The sequence below is a fragment of the Bacillus cereus group sp. BfR-BA-01379 genome, assembly GCF_022663605.1.
In the GTDB taxonomy this organism is placed as follows: Bacteria; Bacillota; Bacilli; order Bacillales; family Bacillaceae_G; genus Bacillus_A; species Bacillus_A mobilis.
The window spans coordinates 35,829-59,491 of the sequence record NZ_JAKUFT010000021.1 but is presented as its reverse complement, the minus strand read 5'-3'; the positions used below and the strand labels follow the sequence as shown (position 1 = coordinate 59,491).

The window sequence follows — 23,663 nt, the reverse complement described above, 5'->3', positions numbered from 1 at the left end:
TGATAATGTGAGTTAAAAGAAAAAGCCTCAAAGAACAACATTGTTCTTTGAGGCTTTTTTTAATAAAGTGAAACTTCTAGTGATTACCCAAGTACCTTCTCAATCTCAGCCTCTAAATCCACTGGCTTCGTTTGCGGCGCAAAACGCCCTACTACTTTCCCTTCTTTTCCGATTAGAAACTTAGTAAAGTTCCATTTCACTGCTTTCATACCGAGTAAACCTGGTGCTTGTTCTGTCATGTATGTATAAAGCGGATGTGCCTTATCACCTTTCACATCAACCTTTGCAAACATCGGGAAATTTACACCGTAGTTTAATTCACAAAAACTAGTAATATCCGCTTCTGTACCTGGTTCTTGTCCTCCGAATTGATTACAAGGGAAACCGAGTATTTCAAGTCCTTGGTCTTTATATTTATCATATACTTCTTGTAATCCTTTATATTGTGGCGTAAAACCACATTTGCTAGCTACATTTACAATAAGAAGTGCTTTTCCTTCGTAATCTTTTAACGACTTATCTTCTCCTGTTATCGTTTTAGCTGAAAAATCATAAACTGTCATTATCCTTGCTCCTCTCTTCACTATCATTCTATGTTTATACTATACTACATTCGTGAATATACAGCTCTTATTACGTACTTGCACGCTAAAATGATAGCGCTTTATTCCCATTCAAAAATTCGACACAATCTACTAGACTTTTATGTTGGAAAGTTTTACAATTAAATTGTGAACAAAATGTGACAGTTTATATTCCATTATAAAAGAGAAGGATGGTGTTCATTATGAAAACTGCACAACATGAAACGATTTCAAATCGCGAGTTTTATTTCGTACTATATATGATGTTATTGTATGTGATTGGCTGGGTAATCGATGTAAATGGTTTATTTTTAAGCTCCTACTTTAATTTAGCAGGAGAGATTATGCTTCCAATCGTTGGCGGCATTGTTGGACTGTTCGTAATGTCTATCAATAAAGAACAAACGAAATAAGAACATTACAAAAAGGCAGAAGACGAGCTTTCGTTTTCTGCCTTTTTGTATTTTAGCGTATAATAGAAACATGCAGTAAATAAGGAGTGGTAATGATGAAAAAAGTAGAGCAATTATCTTCTCACCTATATCTTATTGATGATTTTGATTTACAACATAATGAAAGAACTGGTACGTACGTTTTATTAGGTGACGATATTACTTTAATTGAAACTTGTGCAGCCCCTTCTCTTCCGTATATTTTAGACGGCTTACAACAATTACATATTGATTTAAACGAAGTTAAAAACATTATCGTTACACATGTTCATTTAGATCACGCCGGTGCTGCTGGTTTAATAATGGAAAAATGCCCAAATGCTACTTTATATGTGCATTCTCGCGGTGCTCGTCATATGATTGATCCAACAAAACTTATTTTAGGCGCAAAAGCTGTATACAAAGAAGATTTCGATAAACTATTTGATCCAATTCTTCCTATAGAAGAAGAACGTGTTCGTATTGTACAACATGGTGATACGTTAAAAATTGCCGAAGATCGTACACTTACATTTTACGATACACCGGGACATGCTAAGCACCATATTAGCATTCACGATTCATTAACAAACGGCATTTTTACTGGCGATACAATTGGCATTTATTATAGAGAACTCGCAGACGTTGGTATAGAACTATATCTCCCATCAACATCTCCTTCACAATTCGAACCAGATTCGATGATTGCTTCTAAAAATCACATTCAAAGTATGAATGTAGATACTATTTATTTCGGTCATTACGGTACATCATCCAATGTTACAGAAGTATATAACCAGCTTGAACATTGGTTACCTATTTTCGTTCATACTGGTAAAGAGGTCTTTGAACAGTATAATGATTTCGATGAAGCGACTAAAGCTTTACAAACTGTATTAATGGATAAGATCTCTTCCCACCTTACAAAGTTAAACGTTCCATCAGATCATTCCGTTTATAACATTTTACATCTAGATATAGAAATTAGCGCGATGGGCATTATTGATTATTTCACGAAGCAAGAAAAAGCAAACTCCACTATTAACTAACCGTAAAAGAAGAGATATACAACAGTAGTTATTGTATATCTCTTTTTTCTTTGAATATATCTTTAATAAAGGATGGTGGAATGCAATGCAAAAAGTGATGTTATACCTCTGTTTTACATTATTTATCGTCTTATTATTATTTGTCGGAGTGAAAATTCAATTTTATTTAGATACAGATGCGCAGGCAAACTTTAACGTGTATCCAAGATTATTCTACTTTACACTCTTCCCTCTTATCGTTGGCATATTATTACGATTCCTTCAATCGATTAATCGCGAAACGAGTAAACAAAGCTGGAGCTTTCAACCAGATAAATTTATCGCAATTACAGTGCCTACAATATTAATTTCCTTTTCTCCAGCTCTACTCTTTTCACCGCTTGGCCAATATCTACCTTATTTAGCTAATATTATTCTTATAAATACAACCTTTGTTACGATAATTAGTTTAATAGCTGGTTATTCCCTTTTAGATTGCTTTATAAAAAAAGATACTGCAAATATGAAAAAATATAATTGAGTACTCTATTGAATCGTGCAAGCCAAGGTTTGTACTTCCTTGGCTTGTTGTTAGAATAATTGCATTTAGCAAACAGTGCGACAGAGCCAAATAATCAATTTTTAAGTGTCGTTGGTTACGGTGGTTTATTTATAAGTGCGATATTACTTGTAAGAGTCGCTATTCATGCGGTAAGGAAATTTAAATAATAATAAAACGAGTATACAATCACATAGATTTTATACTCGTTTTTTATTGTTTATATATTCAATATGTACTAGGAAATTTATGTTAAACTAAAGAAAATCGTGTACTAAGTTAAATAACACTTCAACTAAGGGAGCATTATTATGTATAAACTTTTTGGATTTTCGTGTCTAATGTTTCTCGCAAGTATATGTTCTTTCTTTATTTTAAGAGGGCCTCATGCAAATTTAACCTTAATTATTACGATTCTAGCTATACTTTCATTACTCGGTATTATTTTTGCAATCGCATCAAAGAATTGGTTATTCGGAATAGTTGATACAGCATTAAATGGCGTAATATTAGTAGTTGTATATTTCTTATTGCTAGCAAAAGGAATAGGTGGTTAATATATTTACGTTTCAATAAGAAAAGCTCAAGCTTAAGCTATGAGCTTTTTTACTTATCTCACCTTTTCATCTACATACTCCATAAACTGCTCTGCTTGAATAAATCTTTCTTTGTACGCCTCAGGTACGTCTTCTACTTTCATTCCACCAGTTGATTTTGTCTTTACTTGTACGATTTCATATGTCATTAAAGCTTCCACATAATGGTCAAACTCTTCTTGTGTTAATACTTCTTTACTAGATTTATGACCATTTAATTTATCAAAGTATGGTTGAAGCCCCATACTTACCTTCTTCATCTCTTCTCTTTTTGCTGGTGATAATTGATCATAATCAATATTACCGTTCGAATCTCCGTATACCAGCTTTGCATTTGTTAATTTTTTTAGTTCTTTTGTAAACTCTTCATATTCCTTCGCACCCATTTCATCTTTCGCTTCTGATAATTTTGCATTCAAACGCATATACGCTTCTAATGTCATCGCTCCGGCATGTTTTTTTAAATTCTCAAAAGACCCGTATATACCATCCGCCATAATAGATTGATACGCAAAACCAGTCGTCGGGATTAAAAAAGCCGCTGCAAGCACTCCTGCGATAAGGCGCTTCTTCCTTTTACTTCCCCCGCTCTTCATTTTTATTTGAACAATTACTTTTTCTTTTAACTCCGGCGGGGCAATAATCCCCTTCGCTTCTTCTTGTATAGATTCTCTAACTCTACAATCTAAACTCATTTCACATTCCCTACCTCTCCTAAAAGGATTTCTTCTACTTGCTCTTTTTGACGTAGTTTTTTTAATGCCGCGTGAATTCTAGATTTCACAGTACCGATCGGGATATGTAATATTTGTGCTACTTCTTCTTGTGAATAATCGTGTAAGTATCTTAAGATAATAACTTGTTTCAATTTATACGGTAATTTATGAATGAGTTCGATTAGTTTTTGGTTTGATATTTTACTTACAACATCGTTAGAAAAATCAATTTGTACTGGTTTTCTTTGCTCTTCTGCTTTTTTTATAATTCGTAATCGCATCCACCTCTTTCTTCTATAAGAGTGAATTTGTTTAATCGCAAGTCCAATTAGCCAAGGGCGAAATGGTTTCTTGCTATCATACTTACGAAGCGATTCATATAGCTGTATGTATATTTCTTGAACGACATCATCTACATCTGTTTTATCTTCAATTAAAAAATGTGCTGTTTTATATACTTCTTGAATCGTTTTATCATACAGCTCGCTATATGCTTCTTTATTTCCTGATAAAGTTAAATGGATTAAATCTGTATACACTGTTTCATCCTTCATATACCATCCCTCCTTTGTCTTACACTATATATTGGCAAGTAATTGATATTTCGTTCGATTTTTTCAAAGGTTTTTTATATAAATTAATATAATGATTCAATGAGTTCATAAGCTTCACTTTTGAACTACTCACCACTTAACGTCCTTACGGACTGTTTGAAGTGGAAGATTCCTAAGTACAGAAGCCTAGCGGCTTCTAATTCATTAGGCTATCCCCGTAGTTCCTACGGTTAGAAGCCTTAAAGCTTCATTTTTAAGATTGATACTTGCGTTAATATCTCTGTCGTGATGACTATTGCACGCAGGACAATCCCATTCACGAAGATTTAGATTCTTAACGTCTTTATTTTGATACCCACAACAAGAACATAATTGGCTTGAAGCAAATGTTTTGGATACCGGAATGACTTGCTTTCCATACCATTTTGCCTTGTATTCTAGCATCGTTCTAAATTGTGACCAAGATACTTCACTAATCGCTTTTGCTAACTTATGATTTTTTAACATATTCGATACTTGCAAATCTTCTATACCGATAACATCGTGGTTTTTGATGATTTCAGTTGAGATTTTGTCCAAGTAATCTTTTCTAGCATTAGCTATGTGTTCATGAATTCTAGTTACCTTTACTCGTTGTTTATTCCAGCGAGAAGATCCTTTCATTCTTCTAGAAAGAACACGCTGTGCTTTTGCCAACTTCTCTTCCAATGAGCGAAAAATTTAGGGTTTTTATAGGTTGTTCCATCTGACAAAATGGCGAAATCTTTTAATCCTACATCCATTCCAATATAAGAATGTGTTTTCGGAAGTTCTTGCACTTCTGTTTCAACTAACAATGACACAAAGTATCTGCCAGAAGGGTTCCGTCTAACCGTAGCATTTAAAATACGTCCCTTTACTTCACGACTTTTTGCAAATCGAACAAGACCTAGTTTCGGCAATTTCATTTTGTTCCCCACAACAGCAATGTTTTCATTTGTTTGTTTTGTCGTATAAGATTGTATGTTGTTCTTTTTAGATTTGAAACGCGGGACACTGTTTTGTTTTTTAAAAAAGCGTGTGTAAGCATCCGCAAGGTTGCGAACAGACGATTGAATAGCAACACTATCCACTTCTTTTAGCCAAACAAACTCTTTCTTCATGGCAGGAAGTTTGGCAGAGCATGTACCATATGTCAAACCTTTTCCTGTTTCTTTGTATGCATTATCCCATAGAGATAGGAAATGATTGAATACAAAACGAGAACAACCAATCGTTTTATTGATCAGAATCGCTTGTGCTTTATTTGGATAGATACGAAATTTATACGCTTTATTGATCATCCTTCGTTTCACCTCCATTTCGGTATATGTCTATTATACACCAAACATACATTCTATTTATAGTGAAGTGATTATGACAAATTGTCCGGTAACACTTTACATATGTCGAACAATTAAGATGACTTCCTGTCATCTCTTGTTCGAAGCCAATTCATCTCCCACCTACTCGCTGGGCTACGTCCTTCACGCTCCTTGAGGAAGGAGTCTTCTTGGCTAAATTGATAAAGTCGCATAACTATTATATAATTTTCCAATTCAAGATGCAGGGAAAGCACATGAATGGGTCGAAAGTAGAAAAAGTACAGGGAAAGTAATACTAACTGTCCAGTCCTCTTCCTGAAATGAATACTTGAAACCGAGGTGTCATTCATGGGATCACGAATTATGCATGCTATTATCGCTAACAGGATTGCCGAGAAATTATCTATTCAAGATAAAAATTCTTTCATACTTGGAGGTGTAGCACCTGATGCTGTTCATTCAGCAGCAGAAAAAGGCGCTTCACACTTTTACGCTGGCACAACGAAAAACTATACGAGAAGGATAGATTTCAATTCTTTTTTTCAAAAATATAAAGTTCATATGGATTCCCCTTTTCTCTTAGGCTATTACACCCATCTCATTGCCGATGATAATTGGCTAAGTGGTTTTTTTCTACCTTGGCTAAAAAATAGAATAGAAAATGACGAAACTATCGCACCTATGTACTATAACGATTTTAAATTATTAAATGCAAAGTTGCTTCATCATTACGATAAAGAACAACGACTCTTCTCTCTTCTCAATCAAGAGGCTCACATTGTGGATATTGAAGAGGTTTCTAAAGAAAACGTTTTAGCTTTTCGAAAGTATCTTTTTGAAGATATGTTGTATCCAGAGCAACATTTGCATGAAGACTTACAAGTATTTACGTTTGATCAAATCGTTGGTTATATTGAAACAGCTATTGAAAAAGGCGTATTTTTTATTAATCAACTCTCTAATGAAAAATCCACTTCAAACATGTAACCCCCCTCAATATATTTGAGGGGGGGTTTTTACAAAGCAATATTATTATTTGTTCTTTTCCATAACCGCAAAATAATTCCCTTCACTATCAGCAAAGTTAAACACTTTACCAGAAGGCATAGTTACCATTTCTCCAACAGTAACATTTTTATTTTTTAAATCTGTATATAGTTGATCAAGATTTTCTGAGAAGAACATTAAGGACGGTGTACCAAGATTTAATTCTGGGTTCATTTTCGAAATCACTTCTTTATTATGTAATATAATGCTCGTTTCTGCACCGTTAGCCGGAGCGATTTCAATCCATCTCATTCCTTGCTTATTATCTTCCTCAGCTACTACATGAAACCCTACCTTTTCCGTCCAAAAATTTACTGCCTCATCTTGATTATTTACATACAACATAATTTGTCCGACTTTATGAATCATTTCATTTCCCCCTAATGGTTTTTATATTCTATGTAGCTTTCTACAGATGCTATCGTTATTCCTTTTGAATTTATATGTACTTCTTTGCAAAATTTATCGACTGACTCATCCCATCCAATTCGTCAAAATAATCATTTCTTTCAATCATGTTATATCCGTCGAATCTAATTTCATCTAATACCTTGAAGAATATATCGAAATCCACTTCACCATTTCCTGCTGCTACTTCTATATACTTACTCGAGCTATCACTTTTTACTTCTTTACAATCTTTAATATGAGTTTGTACTATATAATCTTTTAATAGTAATAAACCTTCTACCGGATTTTCATTTACATCACTTATTAAATTTGCTGGGTCAAAGTTAACCGCTAGTCCTTTTGAATTTATACTTTCTAAAAATCTTTTTAACACTATCGCTTTTTCAGAACCCGTCTCAATTGCGAAAATCCCTCCAAATTTGAGTGCTAATTCCCCTATCTCATAACAAACTCGCTCCATTTTATTATAATACTCACTTTTTTCATCATCTGGAATTCCCCCGATATGAGCTGTTATTATCTTTGCTCCTAACTCCAAACCTCTGTCAGTAATGTATTTAAATTGATCTATTTCACTGTCAACTTCCGTTCCCACAATTCCATTTTCTCCAAAGCTAATTGCTAATGATGGAACCTTTATTCCATTAAAAGATAAGCTTTTCTTTAAAGTATTCCATTCTACCCTTGAAATATTAGCTAAGTTGAAGTTCTTATTCATAGCATATAATTGAATAGATTCTAAATTCCATTCTCTCGCCTTTTTTATTCCTTCGTTTACTTCAATATGTTTCGTATTTAAAAACATTCCTAATTTCCTATCCATATATGTACCTTCTTTTTATTATTTCGCATCAGTTTAATATTCGACTCTCTTTATATTACTTCCTTGTACAAAACTAAATGAGAAATAATTTACCTTTATAGATATTTCTTATAAGATAGGTACATTTAAATTCCCTTTGTTATTGAATTACAAACAAAAAAGACGTAACTACAAATAGTTACGTCTTTCCCATTCTTTATCTAGGCTTTTTCTTCCCAGTAAACGCTGGTTTCTTTTTCTTTGGTGCTTTCGGTTTCGTTTCTACAAATGATCCGTTGAACATTTCTTGCTTCGTAAATACGATACCTAGTTTTTTTGCAAATTGAAGTAATTTACGCTCTTCTTGTTGTGTTACAAGAGAAACGACTGTTCCTTCTTTACCCATACGTCCTGTACGTCCTGAGCGGTGAATATATTGGTCTACTGTGTCTGGTAACTCCAAGTGGATTACATGTGTTAAATCATCAATATCAATACCGCGTGCTGCAATATCAGTAGCAAGTAGAATTTCTAATTTCCCGCCGCGGAAAGCACGCATCGTTGCTTCACGCTCTTGCTTACCTGCTTCTGCATGAAGAGCTGCTGCTTTCATTTTACGGAACTGCAATTTCTGAGTAATTTCATCTAAACGGAATGGGTCATTTAAGAAAGCAACTGCTTTTACATCGCCCATATGCATAATTCTTCTTACGTAATCATTTTTTTCGCGTCGCTCACAAATGATATACGTATGCTCAACTAAGCTTTTTGACTCTGCACGAGTTACACGTACCACTTGTGGTTCAACTGCTAAATCACGTGCCGCGTCTTCTGCAGCTTTGGTAATTGTCGCTGAGAAGAATACTAATTGACGGTCGCGCATCGTTGATTTAATTACATCTTGTACTGCGCCCATCATCTTTTGTTTTACAATTTGATCAAACTCATCAAATACAATTGTTTTCACTTCATGCATTTTTAGCTTTTTCATACGAATTAATTCTAAAATACGTCCTGGTGAACCGACAATTACTCTCGGGTGTTTCTTTAATTTTTCAACTTGGCGCTTAATATCTGCACCACCAATTAAAGATGCACCTGAAATTTCAGTCCCTGCTGTAAACTTTTGAACCTCTTCGTGAATTTGCATAACAAGCTCACGTGTTGGCGCTAAAACAACAACTTGTGGTTGTTTTACTTCAGGATTAATTTTATGTAAAAGGGGTAATAAGTACGCTAATGTTTTTCCTGTTCCAGTTGGAGATTCAGCTATAACGTCTTGTCCTTCTAAAATAGTTGGAATCGCTTGTTTTTGAATTTCAGTTAATTCTTTAAAACCAGCCTTCTCCCAAGCTTGTTGTAAAAATGGTTGCATATCTTTTATCATTTGTTTTTCTCCTTTATCTCTATTTTTGAAGAAAATGTTGTATTGTTCGCACCGTTTCTATCATGTGTGAAATAACAGCTATTAAATCATCAACATGGTCTTCTGTAATCGCTTTTTGAAATAGAACCTCTACCTTATTATGATATGAAATCGCTTGCTTATTATATTCGTATGAAAGTTTTTGCGTAATCATTCTTTCTTTTCCCCATATAGAATGCATGAAAGTTTCAATTTCTTCGCACACTACCTCTGGCTTTTCTATCGGGAATGAAAATGCTAACTTCATTTCACAACCTGGTGTAAATTGTGGTACTTCCAATATTTCACCAGATAAGTTCTTTGCATCTACAGATAGTGAAAATGTTGCTTCTACTAACTGTTCGAACGGCTCTGTTAATTGAAATGAAATATTGTATATACGACTTAATGAGGCAAGGTCCATCATATCTTTTCGATCTGTTACAAGAATATCTCCATGTAAATCAAAATCATATACAGCACCTTCTACGATTACTTTTAAATTATCAAAAGCAGTTGGATCAAACATAATTTCCTCCAAAAAACAGGCGCCTTTCGATGGAAAGGCGCCACTTGATGTATATATAGTTTACAGATAAACGAGATGAATTACAACCTTTTAGAATAAACCTACTGCTTTTCCATCTTCATTTACGTCCATTTGTAGTGCTGCTGGCTGTTTTGGAAGGCCTGGCATTGTTAACATTGTTCCTGTTAACGCAACGATAAATCCTGCACCAATTGATGGTTTCAGCTCACGAATTGTAACGATAAAGTCTGATGGACGACCTAATTTTGTTGCATCGTCAGAAAGAGAGTATTGTGTTTTCGCCATACAAATTGGTAGGTTACTCCATCCTTCTCCTTCATATTGAGCCAATTGCTTACGTGCTTTCGGAGCAAATTCAATATCTTTTGCGCCGTACACTTTTTGAGCAATTGTACGAATTTTTTCTTCTAATGGTAATTCTAATTCATAAAGTGGTGCGTAGTTGTTTTCACCTTTTTCAATTTCTTTTAACACTTTCTCAGCAAGGTCAACTCCGCCTTGGCCACCTTTCTCCCAAACTTCAGTTAAGGATACTGCATAGCCACGCTCATTGCACCACTCTTGTAAGTATGCAACTTCTGCATCTGTATCTGTAATAAATTTATTAATTGCAATTACGAAAGGCACACCGAAGCTTTGAATTGTTTCAACATGCTTCTGTAAGTTTTCCATACCTTTTGCTAATGCATCTACATTTTCTTCTTTTAATTGATCTTTTGCCACGCCACCATGCATTTTAAGCGCACGAATAGTCGCAACAATAACAACAGCTTCGGGTTTAATGCCAGCTGCACGAGCTTTTATATCTAAAAACTTCTCTGCACCTAAATCAGCACCAAATCCAGCTTCTGTAATAACATAATCACCTAATTTTGCCGCCATTGTTGTAGCGATAACACTGTTACAACCGTGAGCGATATTCGCAAATGGTCCACCGTGAATGATAGCTGGTGTATTTTCTAACGTTTGTACTAAGTTTGGTTTTAATGCGTCTTTTAATAATAATGTTAACGCACCTTCTACACCTAAATCTTTAACCGTTACAGGTTGATTTGCAAAGTTATAAGCAACTACGATGCGAGATAGACGCGCTTTTAAATCTTGAATATCTGTTGCAAGGCAGAATACAGCCATAATTTCAGATGCTACTGTAATATCGAAACCGTCTTCACGTGGTACACCTTGAACTGGTCCACCAAGACCAATTACTACGTTACGTAGGGCACGATCATTTAAGTCAACACAGCGTTTCCAAACGATTTTACGCGTATCAATTCCAAGTGTGTTTCCTTGTTGGATATGATTATCAATAAACGCCGCTAACGCGTTATTAGCAGTTGTGATCGCATGGATATCTCCAGTAAAGTGAAGGTTAATGTCTTCCATTGGTACAACCTGTGAAAAACCACCACCTGCTGCCCCACCTTTTAGTCCCATCGTTGGTCCAAGAGATGGTTCGCGAAGTGCGATTACTGTTTTCTTACCAATTTTATTAAAAGCTTGACCTAAACCAACTGTTACTGTTGATTTTCCTTCTCCAGCTGGAGTTGGGTTAATCGCTGTTACTAAAACAACTTTACCGTCTTTCTCGTTCTGTAAGCGCTTAAAAATGTCAAGAGATAACTTACCTTTATAATGCCCGTATGGCTCTAATTCATCTTCTAAAATATTTAATTCAGCTGCAATTTCTTGAATCTTCTTCATACTCGCTTCTTGCGCGATTTCAATATCGGATTTAACTGTTGTAGTAGTTGTCATATACCCTAGTCCCCCTTTAATTGGTTCTGATGATATTGTATCAGTTTTTTGTATTTTCTGCACTTATTTACCTCCTAAAAATTCTATCATTTCTTTATATGTTTTTTAACATAAATACCCATAAGAATGTTAATGATTGTTGTAACTCTGTAGGTAGTTGACCTAGCATCTTCTCATTTACTCCGCGCTTATATACACCGATGCCATCTACAACTTCAAAACCTTGTTCTTTCGCTAACTGTTCAAACTCCCAAGGCATCATCGTATTACAAACAACGTCTTTGCCGTATAAACGAGGATAACTGTTCTCTCGAGGCTTGGCTGTCGGTCCTAAAATTGCAATACATGCATACCCATCTCTTTTTAAAACGCGCTTTATCTCATTTAATGCTCGCAATGGCTCCTCGGTCCATTCTAAAGAATTAATTGCCATAATTGATTCAAATTGCTCATTTTCAAATGGTAAAGAAGAAAGATCCCCTTTTATAAAAGATAAATTCGGTCCTTCTCCGCGTTCCTTCCCTTTTTGAATCATCACTTCTGATAAATCTACTCCAACTGCTTTATAGCCCGCGTGACTTAATTTATATGTACCGTATCCATCTCCACAACCAACATCGAGCACTTGAGCTTCTTTCTTCACATACTGTTCAAAAAATGGAATAATTGTACTTCTGCTCCCGCTGTCCCACATCTCCTGACTATTCTGAGTCCAAAATTCTGCACTACTATCCCATTTTTTCTCTGCTGATTCATGCCAATTAAATTTCGTCATACATTCCCCTGCCTTCACGTTTTATCACTCATTTCATTCTACATCATTTTCCAAAATTCCTGTTTATCCCGCTTTAATGGGCAGTAAGACCCCCACCTCAAAATGCAGCGAAAGCAAAGAATTTAGGTGGGGGATCAACTGCCCATAAAAGTCCGATTGGTTCAACTAATAATCAGTGGAGGCTGAAGACCCCCCCACTGATTAAAGTTTCACTTTATCTTCATTAGGAGATGTACAAACTAATGATGAAATCTTTATTCTCCAATTTTTGCTTTACTTGGGTTTAACTCATACTCATGTTCTTCTCTTTATGTAAGATACTATAGGTACACCCAATTGAAAGAGAGGGATGTACATGCGAAGAAAGAGAAATCATCATTTTAAAAGTGGTGAAAAAAACGAAGAGTATGCAGCTGAAATATCACCAGCTGGCATTCCGATTAGACATAACCGTAAAGAAATTGCAAATGAAGTAGAAGGTACAAATACCGGTGCAATGGTAGGCTATGTCGCTTTATTTCTTTCGCTTTTCTCAATTGCATTTTATCCGGTTACACTCGGCTCTCTTGCGATTTTAGTCGGCTTATTAGCTGTCAATTTCGGAGCAAGAACACTTGGATATACTGCGATTGGTTTTGGTAGTTTTTCTGTTTTATTTACTTTACTCTATCCGCTTGCTTTGTCAGCGTTTTAAAAAAAACACACCAAGTTATACTTGGTGTGTTCATTCGTGATACAACATAATATGTCCGCATCCACAGCAATGTTTCGCTGTAATTTCTTGAAACACTGGATAATTCTCTTCATCTCGATGCTCAATAAACACCTTTTCAAATCGATACATATTTTGTGCATACGCCCAATCTTGTTTCGTACGTGCATACAAAGTTGAAGAAAAAAACTCCTCACCACCGCAAACGATACATGTCTTCTTCATTACTACCCCTCCTATGCTTGTCTTACTTCATCTATATGAACATAAGCATAAGAAAAAGACCTTCTATTACTAGAAAGTCTTTTCTGAAACAAAAAGAAATGTACCAAACATTCCTACTCCGCTATATTCTTTCGTAACACCAGCTTCTGTCTTAAATGTTTGCTTTACAGTCATAAAAAATACACCATTTCGTGCATCTGTACTTTCAAATTTTAATTTTTCTTTTTTACCATCTACATTTTGTGTGCATTCAAAACTACTCTCATCACATTTCAACGCATACTTATCCTCTACATACACTTTAAAATCTGATTCTTTTGGACAAGTAATAAGTAAAATCGCCACGAGAATAATACTTATCATACCCACAATTGTATAATATTTCTTCATTTGTACTCCTTTCAAATGACAAGAAAACTTGACTTCATGCGCCAAGTTTTCTTAGTCCACAACCCATTGCCATTCTTGTTCTTTCTTATCAAAAATGAGCCAACCTGTCTCTGTTGCTTCTTCTTTCAATTCATCAATATTATCTAGCACCTCATCCGTACTTTCATACGAACCAACTACATATACCGGAATTTCAAGACCCCTTCTTGACTCAATTTTCCCTGCTAGATCAATATAAAGACCGTCTTCCATTAATGGAATAAGCCCCATGATCAATTCTTTCGAAATTGCTGGGAAAATTTTTGATTTTTGGAACAAAGAAAAACGTTTCTTACCGAAAGCACCGAGTTTATAAGGAATGACTTTACTTAACATGCCTACAAAATCAGCAATTCTACGATAATACACTTTGTTGTACCATCCATCATCATGTGAAAAATAAACAAATCTATTTTTCAATAGCGGAAAGAATGTTCTTGCAAGTGGTTCTTTTTTGTGAGCCAAATATAAAAGCTCTGCAATTTCTTTTGGCTCTAACTCATCTAAATCGCTTGCATCATCAAAATCTACCCAACAAAATTCATCAAATTCATCAATCTCTGCTTGAATTAGCTTATGTATATTTTCTTCCTCAACATATTCAAATAAAGTATGATAATGAAAATCTGTCCATTCAAAGTTATGCTTCAAAAGCAACACTTGATGAAGCGGTGAAGGGATGTTACTTGCAAACTCTTTAAACGTAATTCCTGATGTAATAAAACAATGACCTCGACGATTACCATTAATATATATCATATTCTTTACTTGGTCAGATCCTCCAGACAAAGCACCTAGCCACCTTCGTTTTATATGTTTCAATTCTATAGCATATTTTAACATGAAAAATTTTAGAAACATAGAAAAAAATTCAAAAACTATTTACAATTTCATGTGTTTTATTACATAGTGATTACAAGAAAAAACACCTGCTCGTGAGCAGGCGTTTTTAAAGGATTTCATCTGGGTTTTGAGGATGATGATTTCCCTCTTTCTTTTCATCTTTTTGGAACATCGATTGAATTTTATCAATTGTTTGTGGAGCTAATTCAATCATTTTTTCTGCTAAATGTGTCGCATTTTGTAGATGCAGAATATTTACTCCATCTTTATTCACTACAAGAAATGCTACTGGTGTAATAGAAACACCACCCGCGCTACCGCCACCAAATGCAGGGTTACCGTTCGCTCTTTGTCCATCATTCGTTTGGAAATCAGAACCTCCTGCTCCAAACCCGAACGCTACTTTAGAAACCGTTAACACTACACCACCGTCAGCCGTTTGAACAGGCTCTCCAACAATCGTATTTACATCGACCATTTCTTTTAAATTTTCCATTGCCGCTTTCATTAACCCTTGAATTGGATGATCCACCGTTCATAACCTCCTTTGTCATATCTTTCCTAGTTTTTCCGAAAGTTGGTGAACTAAACATAAAATTTTATATTGATATTAAAAATATTTTTTATAATCTCCGCAGAAACAAAAAATGCCTATGAATTGTAAGAATGTCTCTAACAATTCATAGGGCACTTCAAATTTGATATTTTGTGTTTTTCCATGCAAGATAATTAAGTAAATAAAAATTCATTACATACTTATATTAGATTAGATTGGAAGTGTCTACTTGATCGTATATACTGTAAAACCACTTCACATTTATAAAAAAATGCAAGAAGAAGGTTTTTATCATGGAAATGAGAAATATGTTTGTCCTCACTTCAAATCTCCATATGCATGGATGATATTACAGATGAAAGAGAGAATTCCTAATTATGATGGCCGGACTTTCCCTGTATGGGTTTGGAATAAAAGACCTGACCAAAACCGCCCAGCACTTTTACCTAAAGGTCAAAAAGGTGTCATTCTTACATTAGACATACCAGATGAAGACATTCTTTGGTCTTGTTTTCATACTTGGCACGCTATTTTAAATAATAGTCCTATAACTAAAACGGAGGAAGAATGGGATCATTTCGAAACAGAAGGTTTTCCAAAAGATAAAATGATAGCTACCTGGACCAGAATTTTTGACTTTGATTGGTTACAAAGCCTAGATAAAGATTGGATAGAATTTGATCCAGATTGGGTACAAGGTGTAACACCTCGTATAGAAATGAAACATATAATGAAAGCTAAACGATTCATTGCTAAATAAAGTAGAGAGCCATAGCTTTCTACTTTTTGACTTTATATATAAAATAACGGATTTGAAGAATGAAAATAATTAATATATAGAGTGTAAATCTTCGTATCTTAGATTTACAAGTTGTTGCACGTAACCTTTTTTGTGCCACTTCATATTAAATGACTCTATTATTTCCCCTCATATTCTCACTTCAAAGTCATAATTACCTGTCTTTCAACAAACCCAAACTCTTCATACATTTCTTTTGCAAAATTTCCAGCAAATACATTTAAACGAATTTCTGAATAATTCTTTTGTAATTCCTTAATACCATCCTCCATTAACTTTCTTGACAATCCTTTCCCGCGGTACTCTGGAAAAACATACAATTCGTATATAAACCCTAGTTTTTTATGAGAAAAATAGTCCGTATTTTCCCCTATTAATATCCATCCCATTACATTATTTTCTTCTTTAACGACTAAATAATATGCTCCCTTTTCTACAATCGGCCTTGTAATTTCAATTGCTTTCTCTGTACTTAACTGGCAATTCCCTCTTGTCCCTTCAAAAAGTGATTGAGCTGCATATTGTATTATTTTGCCCGTTTCTTCCCGATTTGCCTTTTCTATCATTTTTCACAACTCTCCTCTTTAATAGGCATTAATATCGCTCGTTCAAGATCCTCCGCTTCCATAACAATTCCCATCAATCCCTTTTCCGTTCTCGTCTCATGAAATTCACCCTTCTCCCAAAATACAGCTTGTCCCGCTTCCACCTTCACTTTTTCTTTATCTGCTCCGCATACATATCCTTCTCCGCCCACAATAAGAAGCAGTTGCGATACAACTGCTTCATGATATCCAATTATTCCATTCTTTTGTAAATGCATAGCACCGATATGTACATTTCCTTTATGATTTAATATTTTCGACATTATGAAATTAGATTGAAATGCTGTGATTTGCTTTCCTACTTCTTCACTACAATCAAAAATTTTCATTACTGGTCCTCCTTATACGTATAAAACCATCCTTACTGTCTGCATCATATGTCCTTCAAAATCTTCCTCAAATTCCTCTAATTGTGCAAAACCTTTCGCTTCATAAAAATGTTTTCCTTTTTCATTCGCTGCTTCTACATGAATGTATAATTTCCGAATTCCTTTTAATGCCGTTAACCCTTTTTGTAATAAAGCACTTCCTATCCCTTTCCCTTGCTGATCGGGTAACAAATAAATCGCGCCTAATTCTGCTTCGTTTTGCAGTCTAACAGGTGAAAAATTCGCAAAGCCAATTACTTCTCCCTCTTCTTCCGCAACGAATAAATGTGTATTTTCGAGACGATATTTCATTTTTTCATCAGAATAAGCCTCGTCTAAGAAACTGTCTTGAATCTTTCTCGGAATAATACCTTCGTACGTATCATGCCAAGCTATTTTCGCTACTGATTGTACAGCGTGAATGTCTTCTTGCTTCATTTCTCTAATTACATATGTCATCTCGATGTCTCCATTCTCTTAAAATTATATTCTGCTAATATACTAGAAGAAATGGCAGAACCATTTTCATAATTTACTTTAATTAATTTTAATTTCTCAATTGAAGCTGTTGCACAATTAAATTTTCCATAAATATATTCCATTGCAATTAAAAACTGATTTACATGTAGCTTATTTGCAATTGTACAATGCGGAACCCATTTTCCAGGCACATAATATGAATTTAAATTATCATGAAAAGTTTTAAAATAATCATGATAAGAATGATGAAGTTTTAACAATTCATCTGTAATGGTCGGTGCTAAAAAGATCGTTCCGTTAGTAGGAAAAGTTCCAACAGCAGGAAAAGTTACCTCAGCCATATTCTCTTGAACTGCTACAAACTCCTCTAATTTCTCCTTATATAAATGAACGTCTAACTCATGGTAATCAGCTAATGTAATATGAGGTTCTACTCCTGCTAATTGATTTGTGCCAATGATATTTGTTATTTCATTTTGCAATTCTATAATTTTATTAGTAAACACACGATCAAATGTAGCAATAATAGCGTACATACTTCCTCACCCCTTTATTACATATAGTGCTTCCCATTCTTCACGAATCATACCCATTCGAATAGAATCATAGTATGTTCCGTTATAATAACGGCATTTGCGCATTCTACCCTCTAAAGTCATTCCTATTTTCTCCGCTACTTTCATCATTCGTTCATTACCAGACCAAGTCGTGATTCCTACCCTACCAATTTCCATCTTTTCAAATAGTAAATCTCGATATAACGTTAACGCTTCTGTACCGTAGCCACCATTCCAGTAATTTGGATTATAAATAACAAGCCCCATCTCCAACCAACGCGTCGGTTTATGCTCCCAATAAAACCCGATTGTTCCTATAATTTGGCCGTTATTTTCTATAATTAATTTAGATAGAGGTTCTTCTTTTAAACGTGTTTGCATCCCCTCTTTAAAAGATGGGTATTCTTGCATTGAAAACGGAAAATACGGTGCATCCCATTTTTTCCATTCTGGATTTTTTTCTTTAAATATGAGATTCCATAATAGGTTTATATCTGATTCTTCAATTGTACGAATTGTAACTTTATCCCCATTTACTATTACGTTTTGCATAATTTTCCTCCTACAACTCTCTTTATTTCATATATAATTATAATATTTTTTCAGAAAAATCAAAACAAATATCATTTATTATATTGTATAATTTTGTTATAAGATACCAATTATTCATGTAGAAAGCTGGTGATTCAATGAATAATCGATTTAGTATTGCTTTATTTCTCACTATTATTACGACAAATATTATTCTCTATTTCTTCTTACCTTTAAGTATTGTTACGAAATGGGACTTCAATGGAACGCCTACATCAACAATGGATAAAAGCACTTTTGTTATCGTAAATATAATTATATGTTCCTTCTTATTCCTTTTATTTTTAGCTTTATCTAAAGTAGAGGGTAATCCGAAATTTCTCCTTTGGATCGGCAACACAATTTTACTATTTTTATTTTTTGTCGATATTATCATTGCCCTCATCGCTCTTGGCTTCACACTTCCTCTTGATCATTTAATATTTTTAGCATTAGGGCTTTTATTTATATTAATAGGCTATTTCAGTTCCAAAATTGATACGACTAAATCAACAATTTCATTGGAATGGAATGATAAGCAGCTTGAAAAAAGAGCTTCAAATATTTGTAGTATTTCAATGATGATTGCAGGTATTTTTCTAGCGGGGCTTCCATTTATCGTTTCTGCTCCGTATAGAGGTTATGCTATACTCACAATTATTTTAGGAATGACGCTTATCATTTTACCGAGTACGATTTACTTACTTATGAAAGACAGCAAGCAATCTACTCCTTTAAAAAAATAATAAAAAAATAGGAGGTTACATCCCTCCTATTTCAGCTTAATATTTTCTTTTTCATTTTTTCTATCTCAACTAAAATACCTTTCTCTATCCAGCCTTCTACTCCATCTCTTTTAATTAAATCATATCCTGAGCAGCTATCATCGATGAGAGAAACAATGTCCCCTTTTCTTACGCTTATTTGTGCACAAGAAATATCGGTTTTCACTGTGCATTCACCTGAATCAAGTTGCCTAATATATTCATTTTTCACAGAGAGTAATTTATTCGTTTCTCTTTGCTTACATATCGTATAATCTTTCAATTTCTCCATAGGCTCTATGTAATAATACGGATATGTCACCCCGCCCTGCATGTCTGAATTCGCATTAAAATCTGCTATCACTTCAAACTCTGGAAAATAGTCTACATATGTATAAGAAAACGTATCACCTGCTCTTGTCCTCTGAATGATAAATGCGTTTAATTGTCCTGCTTCTTTAATCGCATTTCCACCGTCAATTGCAATAATCTTTTTCTCCTTATCAATAACTGGATTGTTTGATGGTGCGTTGTCTGAATAGTTTACAACAGGCCAATGACCGACAACTACGTACTTATTTGCTCTATGTGATTTATTATAAAACTCCGGCATTGCTATCGCATTTTTCCGTTCTGTTTCTTTCCAATCTTCTCTATTTTCAAGGCCAGCATGTACAAAGATATAATCCTCAGTTTCAATCGCTGTTGGCAATTCTGTTAGCCACTTTATTTCTTTTGAAAAATGGCTCATCAGTATGTTTTTCACTTCACAAATATCACTTTCTCCATTAACAGTAACGTTCAATTGCCCTAGCCACTCATTAAAAATTGTATTCTTTCGCGTACATAAATAATGTATTAGCGCAGGGTTTTCATTTACAAGCGCTTCAACTACAACTTCACAATTCCCTTCAATTACATAAACGTTTGGCTTGCTAACTATAAGGTCCATCACATAATTTACGACGCCAATGCTATTTCTTCCTTTCTCACAAAGATCACCATTAATAATTAAATAATCTTCATCTTTAAAATGAACTTTATGTAGTAGTTCCTTAAAAAGATCTAATTCTCCATGAATATCAGAAATAATGATGACTCTTACATCATTTGGTATAGATAATTTCTTTATTTTTTCCAAGTATAAACGCTCCTAACATGCTCTAAATTCAACATTTCCTTGTTAAATTCTAATATTCGACAAATTATATTACTAGACCTGTTCCTAGCTCAAATCTGGAAAAGAAAATAGGCTCCATATATTTTCACACACGGAACCTACTTAGTATTATAACTCTTTATAAAAAGAATAGCTTACCTTATCATAGCCCTCTCTTTCGTAAAAACGATGTGCTTCAATTCTTTGAAACGCGGATGTTAGAACGATAGAACCGCACCCTTTTTCTCTCCCCCATTTTTCTACATAGGACAGCAGAACCTTACCATAACCTTTTGATCTGTGAGCTTCCGCAGTTACAAGGTCATATACGAAAACATGTTTCTCATTATAAAAATTCGTACAAATTGCTACACCGGCCAGACTCACAGCTTCATCCTCTTCATTACGTAACGAGAGTAGTTTATAATTTTCTTCTTTCATTTTTTGAAATAAAGAACTCGCTTCTTCTCTTGAAAGCTTCGTTCGTAATTGCTGTAATACTGGGAATACATCATGTAAATCTGCCTCTGTTACTACCGCTCTAATATTCATTATGAATCTCTCCTTACTATTTATAAAATTTTCTAAATGTTATATCATCATTATAGAAAACCACTGCCCTTAACTTAAGTGACAGTTCTATTCTTTTTTATAAGGCCAGTATAAAGAGGAGCGTCTACGAATGGATCTTACTATCCCATTACAATCGCAAAGTAAAACACCCATTTACATACAGATTTACGAATATATGAAACGAGAAATTTCTCGTGGATCACTATGTGCCGGTACACGCCTTCCTTCTCACAGAAATTTAGCTATGCAACTTAATGTGAGTCGTATTACAGTTGAATCTGCTTATCAACAATTACTAGCTGAAGGGTATGTAGAAAGCAAACCGAAACGCGGGATTTTTGTTGCAGAAGTTGATATCGATGTCATTCAAAAGACACAGCAAATTGCGTCAAACAGTGCTAACAATAAAGAAAATGAACAATATGATTATGATTGTAGTCAAGGACTTATTGATCAAAAAGCTTTTCCGATAACAAACTGGAAAAGAGCAATACAAGAAACTTTATTTCAGTATGAAAATGAATTATTTGCTAAAGAAGATCCACAAGGTGAGCTCGTTCTACGAGAACATATTTCAAAGTATTTATATCATGCTCGCGGGGTACATTCTACACCTGATCAAATTATTATCGGTGCAGGCACGCAGCCTCTTCTTTGGCTACTACTTCAACTACTTGGTTCCAAAAAGGAATATGGAATCGAAAATCCTGGATTTCACCGTATCCCTGCTATGATTCAAAGTTCTGGCCTTCCCGTTCACCCTATCCCTTTAGATGATAAAGGGATTCATATTTCCGCTTTACGTGAATCGGGTTCCAATGTAGCGTATGTCACTCCATCTCACCAATTTCCACTTGGAATCATTATGCCGTTATCTAGAAGACTCGAGTTATTAAAATGGGCGAATGATTGTAAAGGCTATATTATTGAAGATGATTACGACGGGGAATTTCGCTATATAGGAAAACCTATTCCTTCTTTACAAGGGCTAGATTCAACTGAACGTGTTATTTATATGGGAACTTTCTCGAAATCTTTTTTACCTTCTTTACGAATGGGATATATCGTTTTACCACCTTATCTATTAAGTGCTTATCAAGAACTTGGTGGTATGTTTAAACAAACAGTCTCTACGTTGCAACAACTTACCTTTGCTACCTTTATTCAAAATGGTGATTGGGAACGTCATATTAACCGCAGCCGCACGTTATATAAAAGAAAACATAGTTCTTTAATTAAATCTATTACAAACGAAATGGGTAATAACATTCGTATACTCGGTGAACAATCCGGACTTCATATCGTACTTCACGTTCATAATGGGATGAATGAACAAGAACTTATTCATGCGGCTGCGAAACAACGTATTAAGTTATACCCTCTCTCCACATACGATTCTGTTCATAATATAAGAGAGGAGTCGTATGTATTACTCGGTTTTGGCAGTATTCCAGAGGATCGTATCGAAACTGTTGTCCAATTACTGAAAAAAGCCTGGTTCCCTAAATAAGAATAGCTCCACGCAAGTTATATTTACGTGGAGCTATCTTCATTCACTATTTTTCTGATTTCGCTGTTCTTCCTGGTCGTTTAACACCTGTTGTTTCTGTTGAATAGGAAGCTTCAATGATAGCAGTTGGATCTACAGAGAGAACGAGATCTTTCATTTTCGGATAAATGAAACGGTTTGTAATACAATAAATAATTCTCTTTTCTTCTCCTAAAAAACCACCTTCTCCATGTAGATACGTAACAGATAATTGCAATTCTTTCATAAGTAGATCGCCTATTTCTTTATTTTTACCAGAAATAATCATAACGCTCTTTCCTTGATTTATACCATCTAATATGAAATCAATCATCTTCGTAACAATATAGAAAATTGCTAATGAGAACATCGCTTGTTCGATTGAAAATAAAATCGCTACAAATGTGAAAATAACTGCATTTACAGCAAGTAAAAATGTACTAATCGGTACTTTAAAGTGTTTGTTCATCCAAACTGCTAACATTTCTGATCCGTCTATTGCTCCGCCCATTTTGACAACAATCCCAACGCCAATTCCAAACAATACTCCGCCATAAAGTACAATTAATAGTTCAGAAGTTGTAATCGCAGGAAATGGTTTTAAATAAATTAATCCGAGTGTTGTAACTACATTTGCATAAGATGTACGGATGAAGAACTTCTTCCCCATTACTTTTGCGGTAAATAACAGGATAGGAATATTAAGTCCTAAAAACACTCCGTACAGCGGTAATCCAGCAACTTTATTTGCCATGATAGCAATGGCCGTTACCCCGCCATCTACTAATCCATTAGGTGCTAAAATAAGCTCTAATGAACCCGCTACAATAATTGAGCCAATTGTTAATAATATGTATTCAAATAACCTTTTCATTCATTACCCCCAAAACTTATATATTTTCTTAGTATTATTTTAACGTAATTTTACTACTAATT

At 34.6% G+C, this 23,663-nt stretch carries 31 protein-coding genes and 1 pseudogene; 10 read left to right on the top strand and 22 right to left on the bottom strand.

What is annotated here, in order from left to right; genetic code table 11:
* Positions 1–83 precede the first annotated feature (83 nt).
* Positions 84–563: a glutathione peroxidase gene (bsaA, locus tag MR113_RS10765; RefSeq protein WP_242254124.1), complete on the bottom strand. Its 480-nt coding sequence runs from the start codon at positions 561–563 to the stop codon at positions 84–86.
* 224 nt (positions 564–787) lie between these two features.
* Between bsaA and MR113_RS10760 the strand changes: the two genes are divergently transcribed.
* The 5 genes from MR113_RS10760 to MR113_RS10740 all read left to right on the top strand — a co-directional run bounded on the left by MR113_RS10760 (position 788) and on the right by MR113_RS10740 (position 3,159).
* Entirely contained in the window at positions 788–997 is a 210-nt protein-coding gene (locus MR113_RS10760) for a DUF3925 family protein (RefSeq protein ID WP_002127081.1), read from the top strand.
* Positions 998–1,092: 95 nt separating this feature from the next.
* Positions 1,093–2,064, top strand: coding sequence for an MBL fold metallo-hydrolase (locus MR113_RS10755; protein ID WP_242254122.1), 972 nt, complete (start codon positions 1,093–1,095; stop codon positions 2,062–2,064).
* 85 nt (positions 2,065–2,149) lie between these two features.
* Positions 2,150–2,584 carry a hypothetical protein gene (locus MR113_RS10750; RefSeq protein WP_242254120.1) on the top strand — a complete coding sequence of 145 codons (435 nt, stop codon included), beginning with the start codon at positions 2,150–2,152 and terminating at the stop codon, positions 2,582–2,584.
* Between the two features lie 59 nt (positions 2,585–2,643).
* On the top strand, positions 2,644–2,772 hold the full coding sequence (locus MR113_RS10745) for an ABC transporter (protein ID WP_097858475.1): 129 nt from the start codon (positions 2,644–2,646) through the stop codon (positions 2,770–2,772).
* A 141-nt stretch (positions 2,773–2,913) separates the two neighbouring features.
* Entirely contained in the window at positions 2,914–3,159 is a 246-nt protein-coding gene (locus MR113_RS10740; protein WP_242254118.1) for a hypothetical protein, read from the top strand.
* 53 nt (positions 3,160–3,212) lie between these two features.
* Here MR113_RS10740 and MR113_RS10735 read toward each other — a convergent pair whose 3' ends face one another.
* The 3 genes and pseudogenes from MR113_RS10735 to tnpB all read right to left on the bottom strand — a co-directional run bounded on the left by MR113_RS10735 (position 3,213) and on the right by tnpB (position 5,790).
* A complete protein-coding gene (locus MR113_RS10735) occupies positions 3,213–3,893 on the bottom strand; it encodes a DUF3600 domain-containing protein (RefSeq protein ID WP_242254116.1) in 681 nt (226 codons plus the stop codon).
* The gene (locus MR113_RS10730; protein WP_242254114.1) at positions 3,890–4,468 is read right to left on the bottom strand and encodes a sigma-70 family RNA polymerase sigma factor; all 579 of its coding nucleotides are present in this window, start codon (positions 4,466–4,468) and stop codon (positions 3,890–3,892) included. The genes MR113_RS10735 and MR113_RS10730 overlap by 4 nt, the downstream gene beginning before the upstream one ends.
* 204 nt (positions 4,469–4,672) lie before the next feature.
* Positions 4,673–5,790, bottom strand: a pseudogene (gene tnpB, locus MR113_RS10725) (IS200/IS605 family element RNA-guided endonuclease TnpB).
* A 369-nt stretch (positions 5,791–6,159) separates the two neighbouring features.
* Between tnpB and MR113_RS10720 the strand changes: the two are divergent.
* Positions 6,160–6,798, top strand: a complete 639-nt coding sequence (locus tag MR113_RS10720; protein WP_242254112.1) for a zinc dependent phospholipase C family protein — start codon at positions 6,160–6,162, stop codon at positions 6,796–6,798.
* 45 nt (positions 6,799–6,843) lie between these two features.
* Here MR113_RS10720 and MR113_RS10715 read toward each other — a convergent pair whose 3' ends face one another.
* From MR113_RS10715 to MR113_RS10690, 6 genes are all read right to left on the bottom strand, one after another.
* Positions 6,844–7,227, bottom strand: coding sequence for a VOC family protein (locus tag MR113_RS10715; protein WP_242254110.1), 384 nt, complete (start codon positions 7,225–7,227; stop codon positions 6,844–6,846).
* A gap of 70 nt (positions 7,228–7,297) precedes the next feature.
* On the bottom strand, positions 7,298–8,092 hold the full coding sequence (locus tag MR113_RS10710; protein WP_242254108.1) for a sugar phosphate isomerase/epimerase family protein: 795 nt from the start codon (positions 8,090–8,092) through the stop codon (positions 7,298–7,300).
* 196 nt (positions 8,093–8,288) lie between these two features.
* The gene (locus tag MR113_RS10705) at positions 8,289–9,458 is read right to left on the bottom strand and encodes a DEAD/DEAH box helicase (RefSeq protein WP_061678608.1); all 1,170 of its coding nucleotides are present in this window, start codon (positions 9,456–9,458) and stop codon (positions 8,289–8,291) included.
* 19 nt (positions 9,459–9,477) lie between these two features.
* Positions 9,478–10,005 carry a hypothetical protein gene (locus tag MR113_RS10700; RefSeq protein ID WP_061678609.1) on the bottom strand — a complete coding sequence of 176 codons (528 nt, stop codon included), beginning with the start codon at positions 10,003–10,005 and terminating at the stop codon, positions 9,478–9,480.
* 90 nt (positions 10,006–10,095) lie between these two features.
* On the bottom strand, positions 10,096–11,784 hold the full coding sequence (locus tag MR113_RS10695; RefSeq protein WP_012644371.1) for a formate--tetrahydrofolate ligase: 1,689 nt from the start codon (positions 11,782–11,784) through the stop codon (positions 10,096–10,098).
* A gap of 94 nt (positions 11,785–11,878) precedes the next feature.
* Positions 11,879–12,559, bottom strand: a complete 681-nt coding sequence (locus MR113_RS10690) for a class I SAM-dependent methyltransferase (protein ID WP_242254106.1) — start codon at positions 12,557–12,559, stop codon at positions 11,879–11,881.
* Positions 12,560–12,914: 355 nt separating this feature from the next.
* Between MR113_RS10690 and MR113_RS10685 the strand changes: the two genes are divergently transcribed.
* Positions 12,915–13,253, top strand: a complete 339-nt coding sequence (locus MR113_RS10685; protein WP_242254104.1) for a permease — start codon at positions 12,915–12,917, stop codon at positions 13,251–13,253.
* 30 nt (positions 13,254–13,283) lie between these two features.
* Here the strand turns inward: MR113_RS10685 and MR113_RS10680 are convergent, their stop codons facing one another.
* The 4 genes from MR113_RS10680 to ytfJ all read right to left on the bottom strand — a co-directional run bounded on the left by MR113_RS10680 (position 13,284) and on the right by ytfJ (position 15,300).
* The gene (locus MR113_RS10680) at positions 13,284–13,496 is read right to left on the bottom strand and encodes a hypothetical protein (protein ID WP_151630658.1); all 213 of its coding nucleotides are present in this window, start codon (positions 13,494–13,496) and stop codon (positions 13,284–13,286) included.
* A 69-nt stretch (positions 13,497–13,565) separates the two neighbouring features.
* Positions 13,566–13,886: a hypothetical protein gene (locus MR113_RS10675; RefSeq protein ID WP_242254102.1), complete on the bottom strand. Its 321-nt coding sequence runs from the start codon at positions 13,884–13,886 to the stop codon at positions 13,566–13,568.
* A gap of 51 nt (positions 13,887–13,937) precedes the next feature.
* Positions 13,938–14,714: a hypothetical protein gene (locus tag MR113_RS10670; protein WP_061678612.1), complete on the bottom strand. Its 777-nt coding sequence runs from the start codon at positions 14,712–14,714 to the stop codon at positions 13,938–13,940.
* Between the two features lie 160 nt (positions 14,715–14,874).
* The gene (gene ytfJ, locus MR113_RS10665) at positions 14,875–15,300 is read right to left on the bottom strand and encodes a GerW family sporulation protein (protein ID WP_000349987.1); all 426 of its coding nucleotides are present in this window, start codon (positions 15,298–15,300) and stop codon (positions 14,875–14,877) included.
* Positions 15,301–15,553: 253 nt separating this feature from the next.
* Here ytfJ and MR113_RS10660 point away from each other — a divergent pair, with 253 nt between their 5' ends.
* Positions 15,554–16,084, top strand: a complete 531-nt coding sequence (locus MR113_RS10660) for a DUF3841 domain-containing protein (RefSeq protein WP_242254100.1) — start codon at positions 15,554–15,556, stop codon at positions 16,082–16,084.
* Positions 16,085–16,260: 176 nt separating this feature from the next.
* On the opposite strand, the gene MR113_RS10655 is transcribed toward MR113_RS10660, so the two are convergent.
* Genes MR113_RS10655 through MR113_RS10635 form a run of 5 tightly spaced genes read right to left on the bottom strand, consistent with a single transcriptional unit; the run spans position 16,261 to position 18,685 of the window.
* On the bottom strand, positions 16,261–16,689 hold the full coding sequence (locus MR113_RS10655; protein ID WP_242254097.1) for a GNAT family N-acetyltransferase: 429 nt from the start codon (positions 16,687–16,689) through the stop codon (positions 16,261–16,263).
* The gene (locus tag MR113_RS10650) at positions 16,686–17,057 is read right to left on the bottom strand and encodes a cupin domain-containing protein (protein ID WP_242254095.1); all 372 of its coding nucleotides are present in this window, start codon (positions 17,055–17,057) and stop codon (positions 16,686–16,688) included. The genes MR113_RS10655 and MR113_RS10650 overlap by 4 nt, the downstream gene beginning before the upstream one ends.
* A 12-nt stretch (positions 17,058–17,069) precedes the next feature.
* The gene (locus tag MR113_RS10645) at positions 17,070–17,555 is read right to left on the bottom strand and encodes a GNAT family N-acetyltransferase (RefSeq protein ID WP_242254093.1); all 486 of its coding nucleotides are present in this window, start codon (positions 17,553–17,555) and stop codon (positions 17,070–17,072) included.
* Positions 17,552–18,112, bottom strand: coding sequence for a 2'-5' RNA ligase family protein (locus MR113_RS10640; RefSeq protein WP_242254091.1), 561 nt, complete (start codon positions 18,110–18,112; stop codon positions 17,552–17,554). Before MR113_RS10640 ends, MR113_RS10645 begins: the two co-directional genes overlap by 4 nt.
* 6 nt (positions 18,113–18,118) lie before the next feature.
* Entirely contained in the window at positions 18,119–18,685 is a 567-nt protein-coding gene (locus MR113_RS10635) for a GNAT family N-acetyltransferase (protein WP_242254089.1), read from the bottom strand.
* Positions 18,686–18,822: 137 nt separating this feature from the next.
* Here MR113_RS10635 and MR113_RS10630 point away from each other — a divergent pair, with 137 nt between their 5' ends.
* Positions 18,823–19,449 carry a DUF1648 domain-containing protein gene (locus tag MR113_RS10630; RefSeq protein WP_242254087.1) on the top strand — a complete coding sequence of 209 codons (627 nt, stop codon included), beginning with the start codon at positions 18,823–18,825 and terminating at the stop codon, positions 19,447–19,449.
* Positions 19,450–19,480: 31 nt separating this feature from the next.
* Here the strand turns inward: MR113_RS10630 and MR113_RS10625 are convergent, their stop codons facing one another.
* Together MR113_RS10625 and MR113_RS10620 are read right to left on the bottom strand one after the other, a co-directional pair.
* Positions 19,481–20,608, bottom strand: a complete 1,128-nt coding sequence (locus tag MR113_RS10625; RefSeq protein ID WP_242254085.1) for a metallophosphoesterase — start codon at positions 20,606–20,608, stop codon at positions 19,481–19,483.
* A gap of 147 nt (positions 20,609–20,755) precedes the next feature.
* Positions 20,756–21,178, bottom strand: coding sequence for a GNAT family N-acetyltransferase (locus MR113_RS10620; RefSeq protein ID WP_242254083.1), 423 nt, complete (start codon positions 21,176–21,178; stop codon positions 20,756–20,758).
* Between the two features lie 130 nt (positions 21,179–21,308).
* Here MR113_RS10620 and pdxR point away from each other — a divergent pair, with 130 nt between their 5' ends.
* A complete protein-coding gene (pdxR, locus tag MR113_RS10615) occupies positions 21,309–22,709 on the top strand; it encodes a MocR-like pyridoxine biosynthesis transcription factor PdxR (RefSeq protein WP_242254082.1) in 1,401 nt (466 codons plus the stop codon).
* Between the two features lie 46 nt (positions 22,710–22,755).
* Here the strand turns inward: pdxR and MR113_RS10610 are convergent, their stop codons facing one another.
* Positions 22,756–23,601, bottom strand: coding sequence for a YitT family protein (locus MR113_RS10610; RefSeq protein ID WP_242241671.1), 846 nt, complete (start codon positions 23,599–23,601; stop codon positions 22,756–22,758).
* Positions 23,602–23,663: the final 62 nt, after the last annotated feature.

What these genes read in the sequence shown, in the direction of transcription:
- MR113_RS10720 (WP_242254112.1), top strand. Translation starts at nt 6,160, where the DNA reads ATGGGATCACGAATTATGCATGCTATTATCGCTAACAGGATTGCCGAG.
- MR113_RS10710 (WP_242254108.1), bottom strand. Translation starts at nt 8,092, where the DNA reads ATGGATAGGAAATTAGGAATGTTTTTAAATACGAAACATATTGAAGTA.
- MR113_RS10620 (WP_242254083.1), bottom strand. Translation starts at nt 21,178, where the DNA reads ATGAATATTAGAGCGGTAGTAACAGAGGCAGATTTACATGATGTATTC.
- MR113_RS10705 (WP_061678608.1), bottom strand. Translation starts at nt 9,458, where the DNA reads ATGATAAAAGATATGCAACCATTTTTACAACAAGCTTGGGAGAAGGCT.
- bsaA (WP_242254124.1), bottom strand. Translation starts at nt 563, where the DNA reads ATGACAGTTTATGATTTTTCAGCTAAAACGATAACAGGAGAAGATAAG.
- MR113_RS10685 (WP_242254104.1), top strand. Translation starts at nt 12,915, where the DNA reads ATGCGAAGAAAGAGAAATCATCATTTTAAAAGTGGTGAAAAAAACGAA.
- MR113_RS10740 (WP_242254118.1), top strand. Translation starts at nt 2,914, where the DNA reads ATGTATAAACTTTTTGGATTTTCGTGTCTAATGTTTCTCGCAAGTATA.
- MR113_RS10610 (WP_242241671.1), bottom strand. Translation starts at nt 23,601, where the DNA reads ATGAAAAGGTTATTTGAATACATATTATTAACAATTGGCTCAATTATT.
- MR113_RS10640 (WP_242254091.1), bottom strand. Translation starts at nt 18,112, where the DNA reads ATGTACGCTATTATTGCTACATTTGATCGTGTGTTTACTAATAAAATT.
- MR113_RS10680 (WP_151630658.1), bottom strand. Translation starts at nt 13,496, where the DNA reads ATGAAGAAGACATGTATCGTTTGCGGTGGTGAGGAGTTTTTTTCTTCA.
- MR113_RS10700 (WP_061678609.1), bottom strand. Translation starts at nt 10,005, where the DNA reads ATGTTTGATCCAACTGCTTTTGATAATTTAAAAGTAATCGTAGAAGGT.
- MR113_RS10675 (WP_242254102.1), bottom strand. Translation starts at nt 13,886, where the DNA reads ATGAAGAAATATTATACAATTGTGGGTATGATAAGTATTATTCTCGTG.
- MR113_RS10760 (WP_002127081.1), top strand. Translation starts at nt 788, where the DNA reads ATGAAAACTGCACAACATGAAACGATTTCAAATCGCGAGTTTTATTTC.
- MR113_RS10715 (WP_242254110.1), bottom strand. Translation starts at nt 7,227, where the DNA reads ATGATTCATAAAGTCGGACAAATTATGTTGTATGTAAATAATCAAGAT.
- pdxR (WP_242254082.1), top strand. Translation starts at nt 21,309, where the DNA reads ATGGATCTTACTATCCCATTACAATCGCAAAGTAAAACACCCATTTAC.
- MR113_RS10650 (WP_242254095.1), bottom strand. Translation starts at nt 17,057, where the DNA reads ATGAAAATTTTTGATTGTAGTGAAGAAGTAGGAAAGCAAATCACAGCA.
- MR113_RS10690 (WP_242254106.1), bottom strand. Translation starts at nt 12,559, where the DNA reads ATGACGAAATTTAATTGGCATGAATCAGCAGAGAAAAAATGGGATAGT.
- MR113_RS10750 (WP_242254120.1), top strand. Translation starts at nt 2,150, where the DNA reads ATGCAAAAAGTGATGTTATACCTCTGTTTTACATTATTTATCGTCTTA.
- MR113_RS10655 (WP_242254097.1), bottom strand. Translation starts at nt 16,689, where the DNA reads ATGATAGAAAAGGCAAATCGGGAAGAAACGGGCAAAATAATACAATAT.
- MR113_RS10635 (WP_242254089.1), bottom strand. Translation starts at nt 18,685, where the DNA reads ATGCAAAACGTAATAGTAAATGGGGATAAAGTTACAATTCGTACAATT.
- MR113_RS10645 (WP_242254093.1), bottom strand. Translation starts at nt 17,555, where the DNA reads ATGACATATGTAATTAGAGAAATGAAGCAAGAAGACATTCACGCTGTA.
- MR113_RS10755 (WP_242254122.1), top strand. Translation starts at nt 1,093, where the DNA reads ATGAAAAAAGTAGAGCAATTATCTTCTCACCTATATCTTATTGATGAT.
- MR113_RS10695 (WP_012644371.1), bottom strand. Translation starts at nt 11,784, where the DNA reads ATGACAACTACTACAACAGTTAAATCCGATATTGAAATCGCGCAAGAA.
- MR113_RS10735 (WP_242254116.1), bottom strand. Translation starts at nt 3,893, where the DNA reads ATGAGTTTAGATTGTAGAGTTAGAGAATCTATACAAGAAGAAGCGAAG.
- MR113_RS10730 (WP_242254114.1), bottom strand. Translation starts at nt 4,468, where the DNA reads ATGAAGGATGAAACAGTGTATACAGATTTAATCCATTTAACTTTATCA.
- MR113_RS10630 (WP_242254087.1), top strand. Translation starts at nt 18,823, where the DNA reads ATGAATAATCGATTTAGTATTGCTTTATTTCTCACTATTATTACGACA.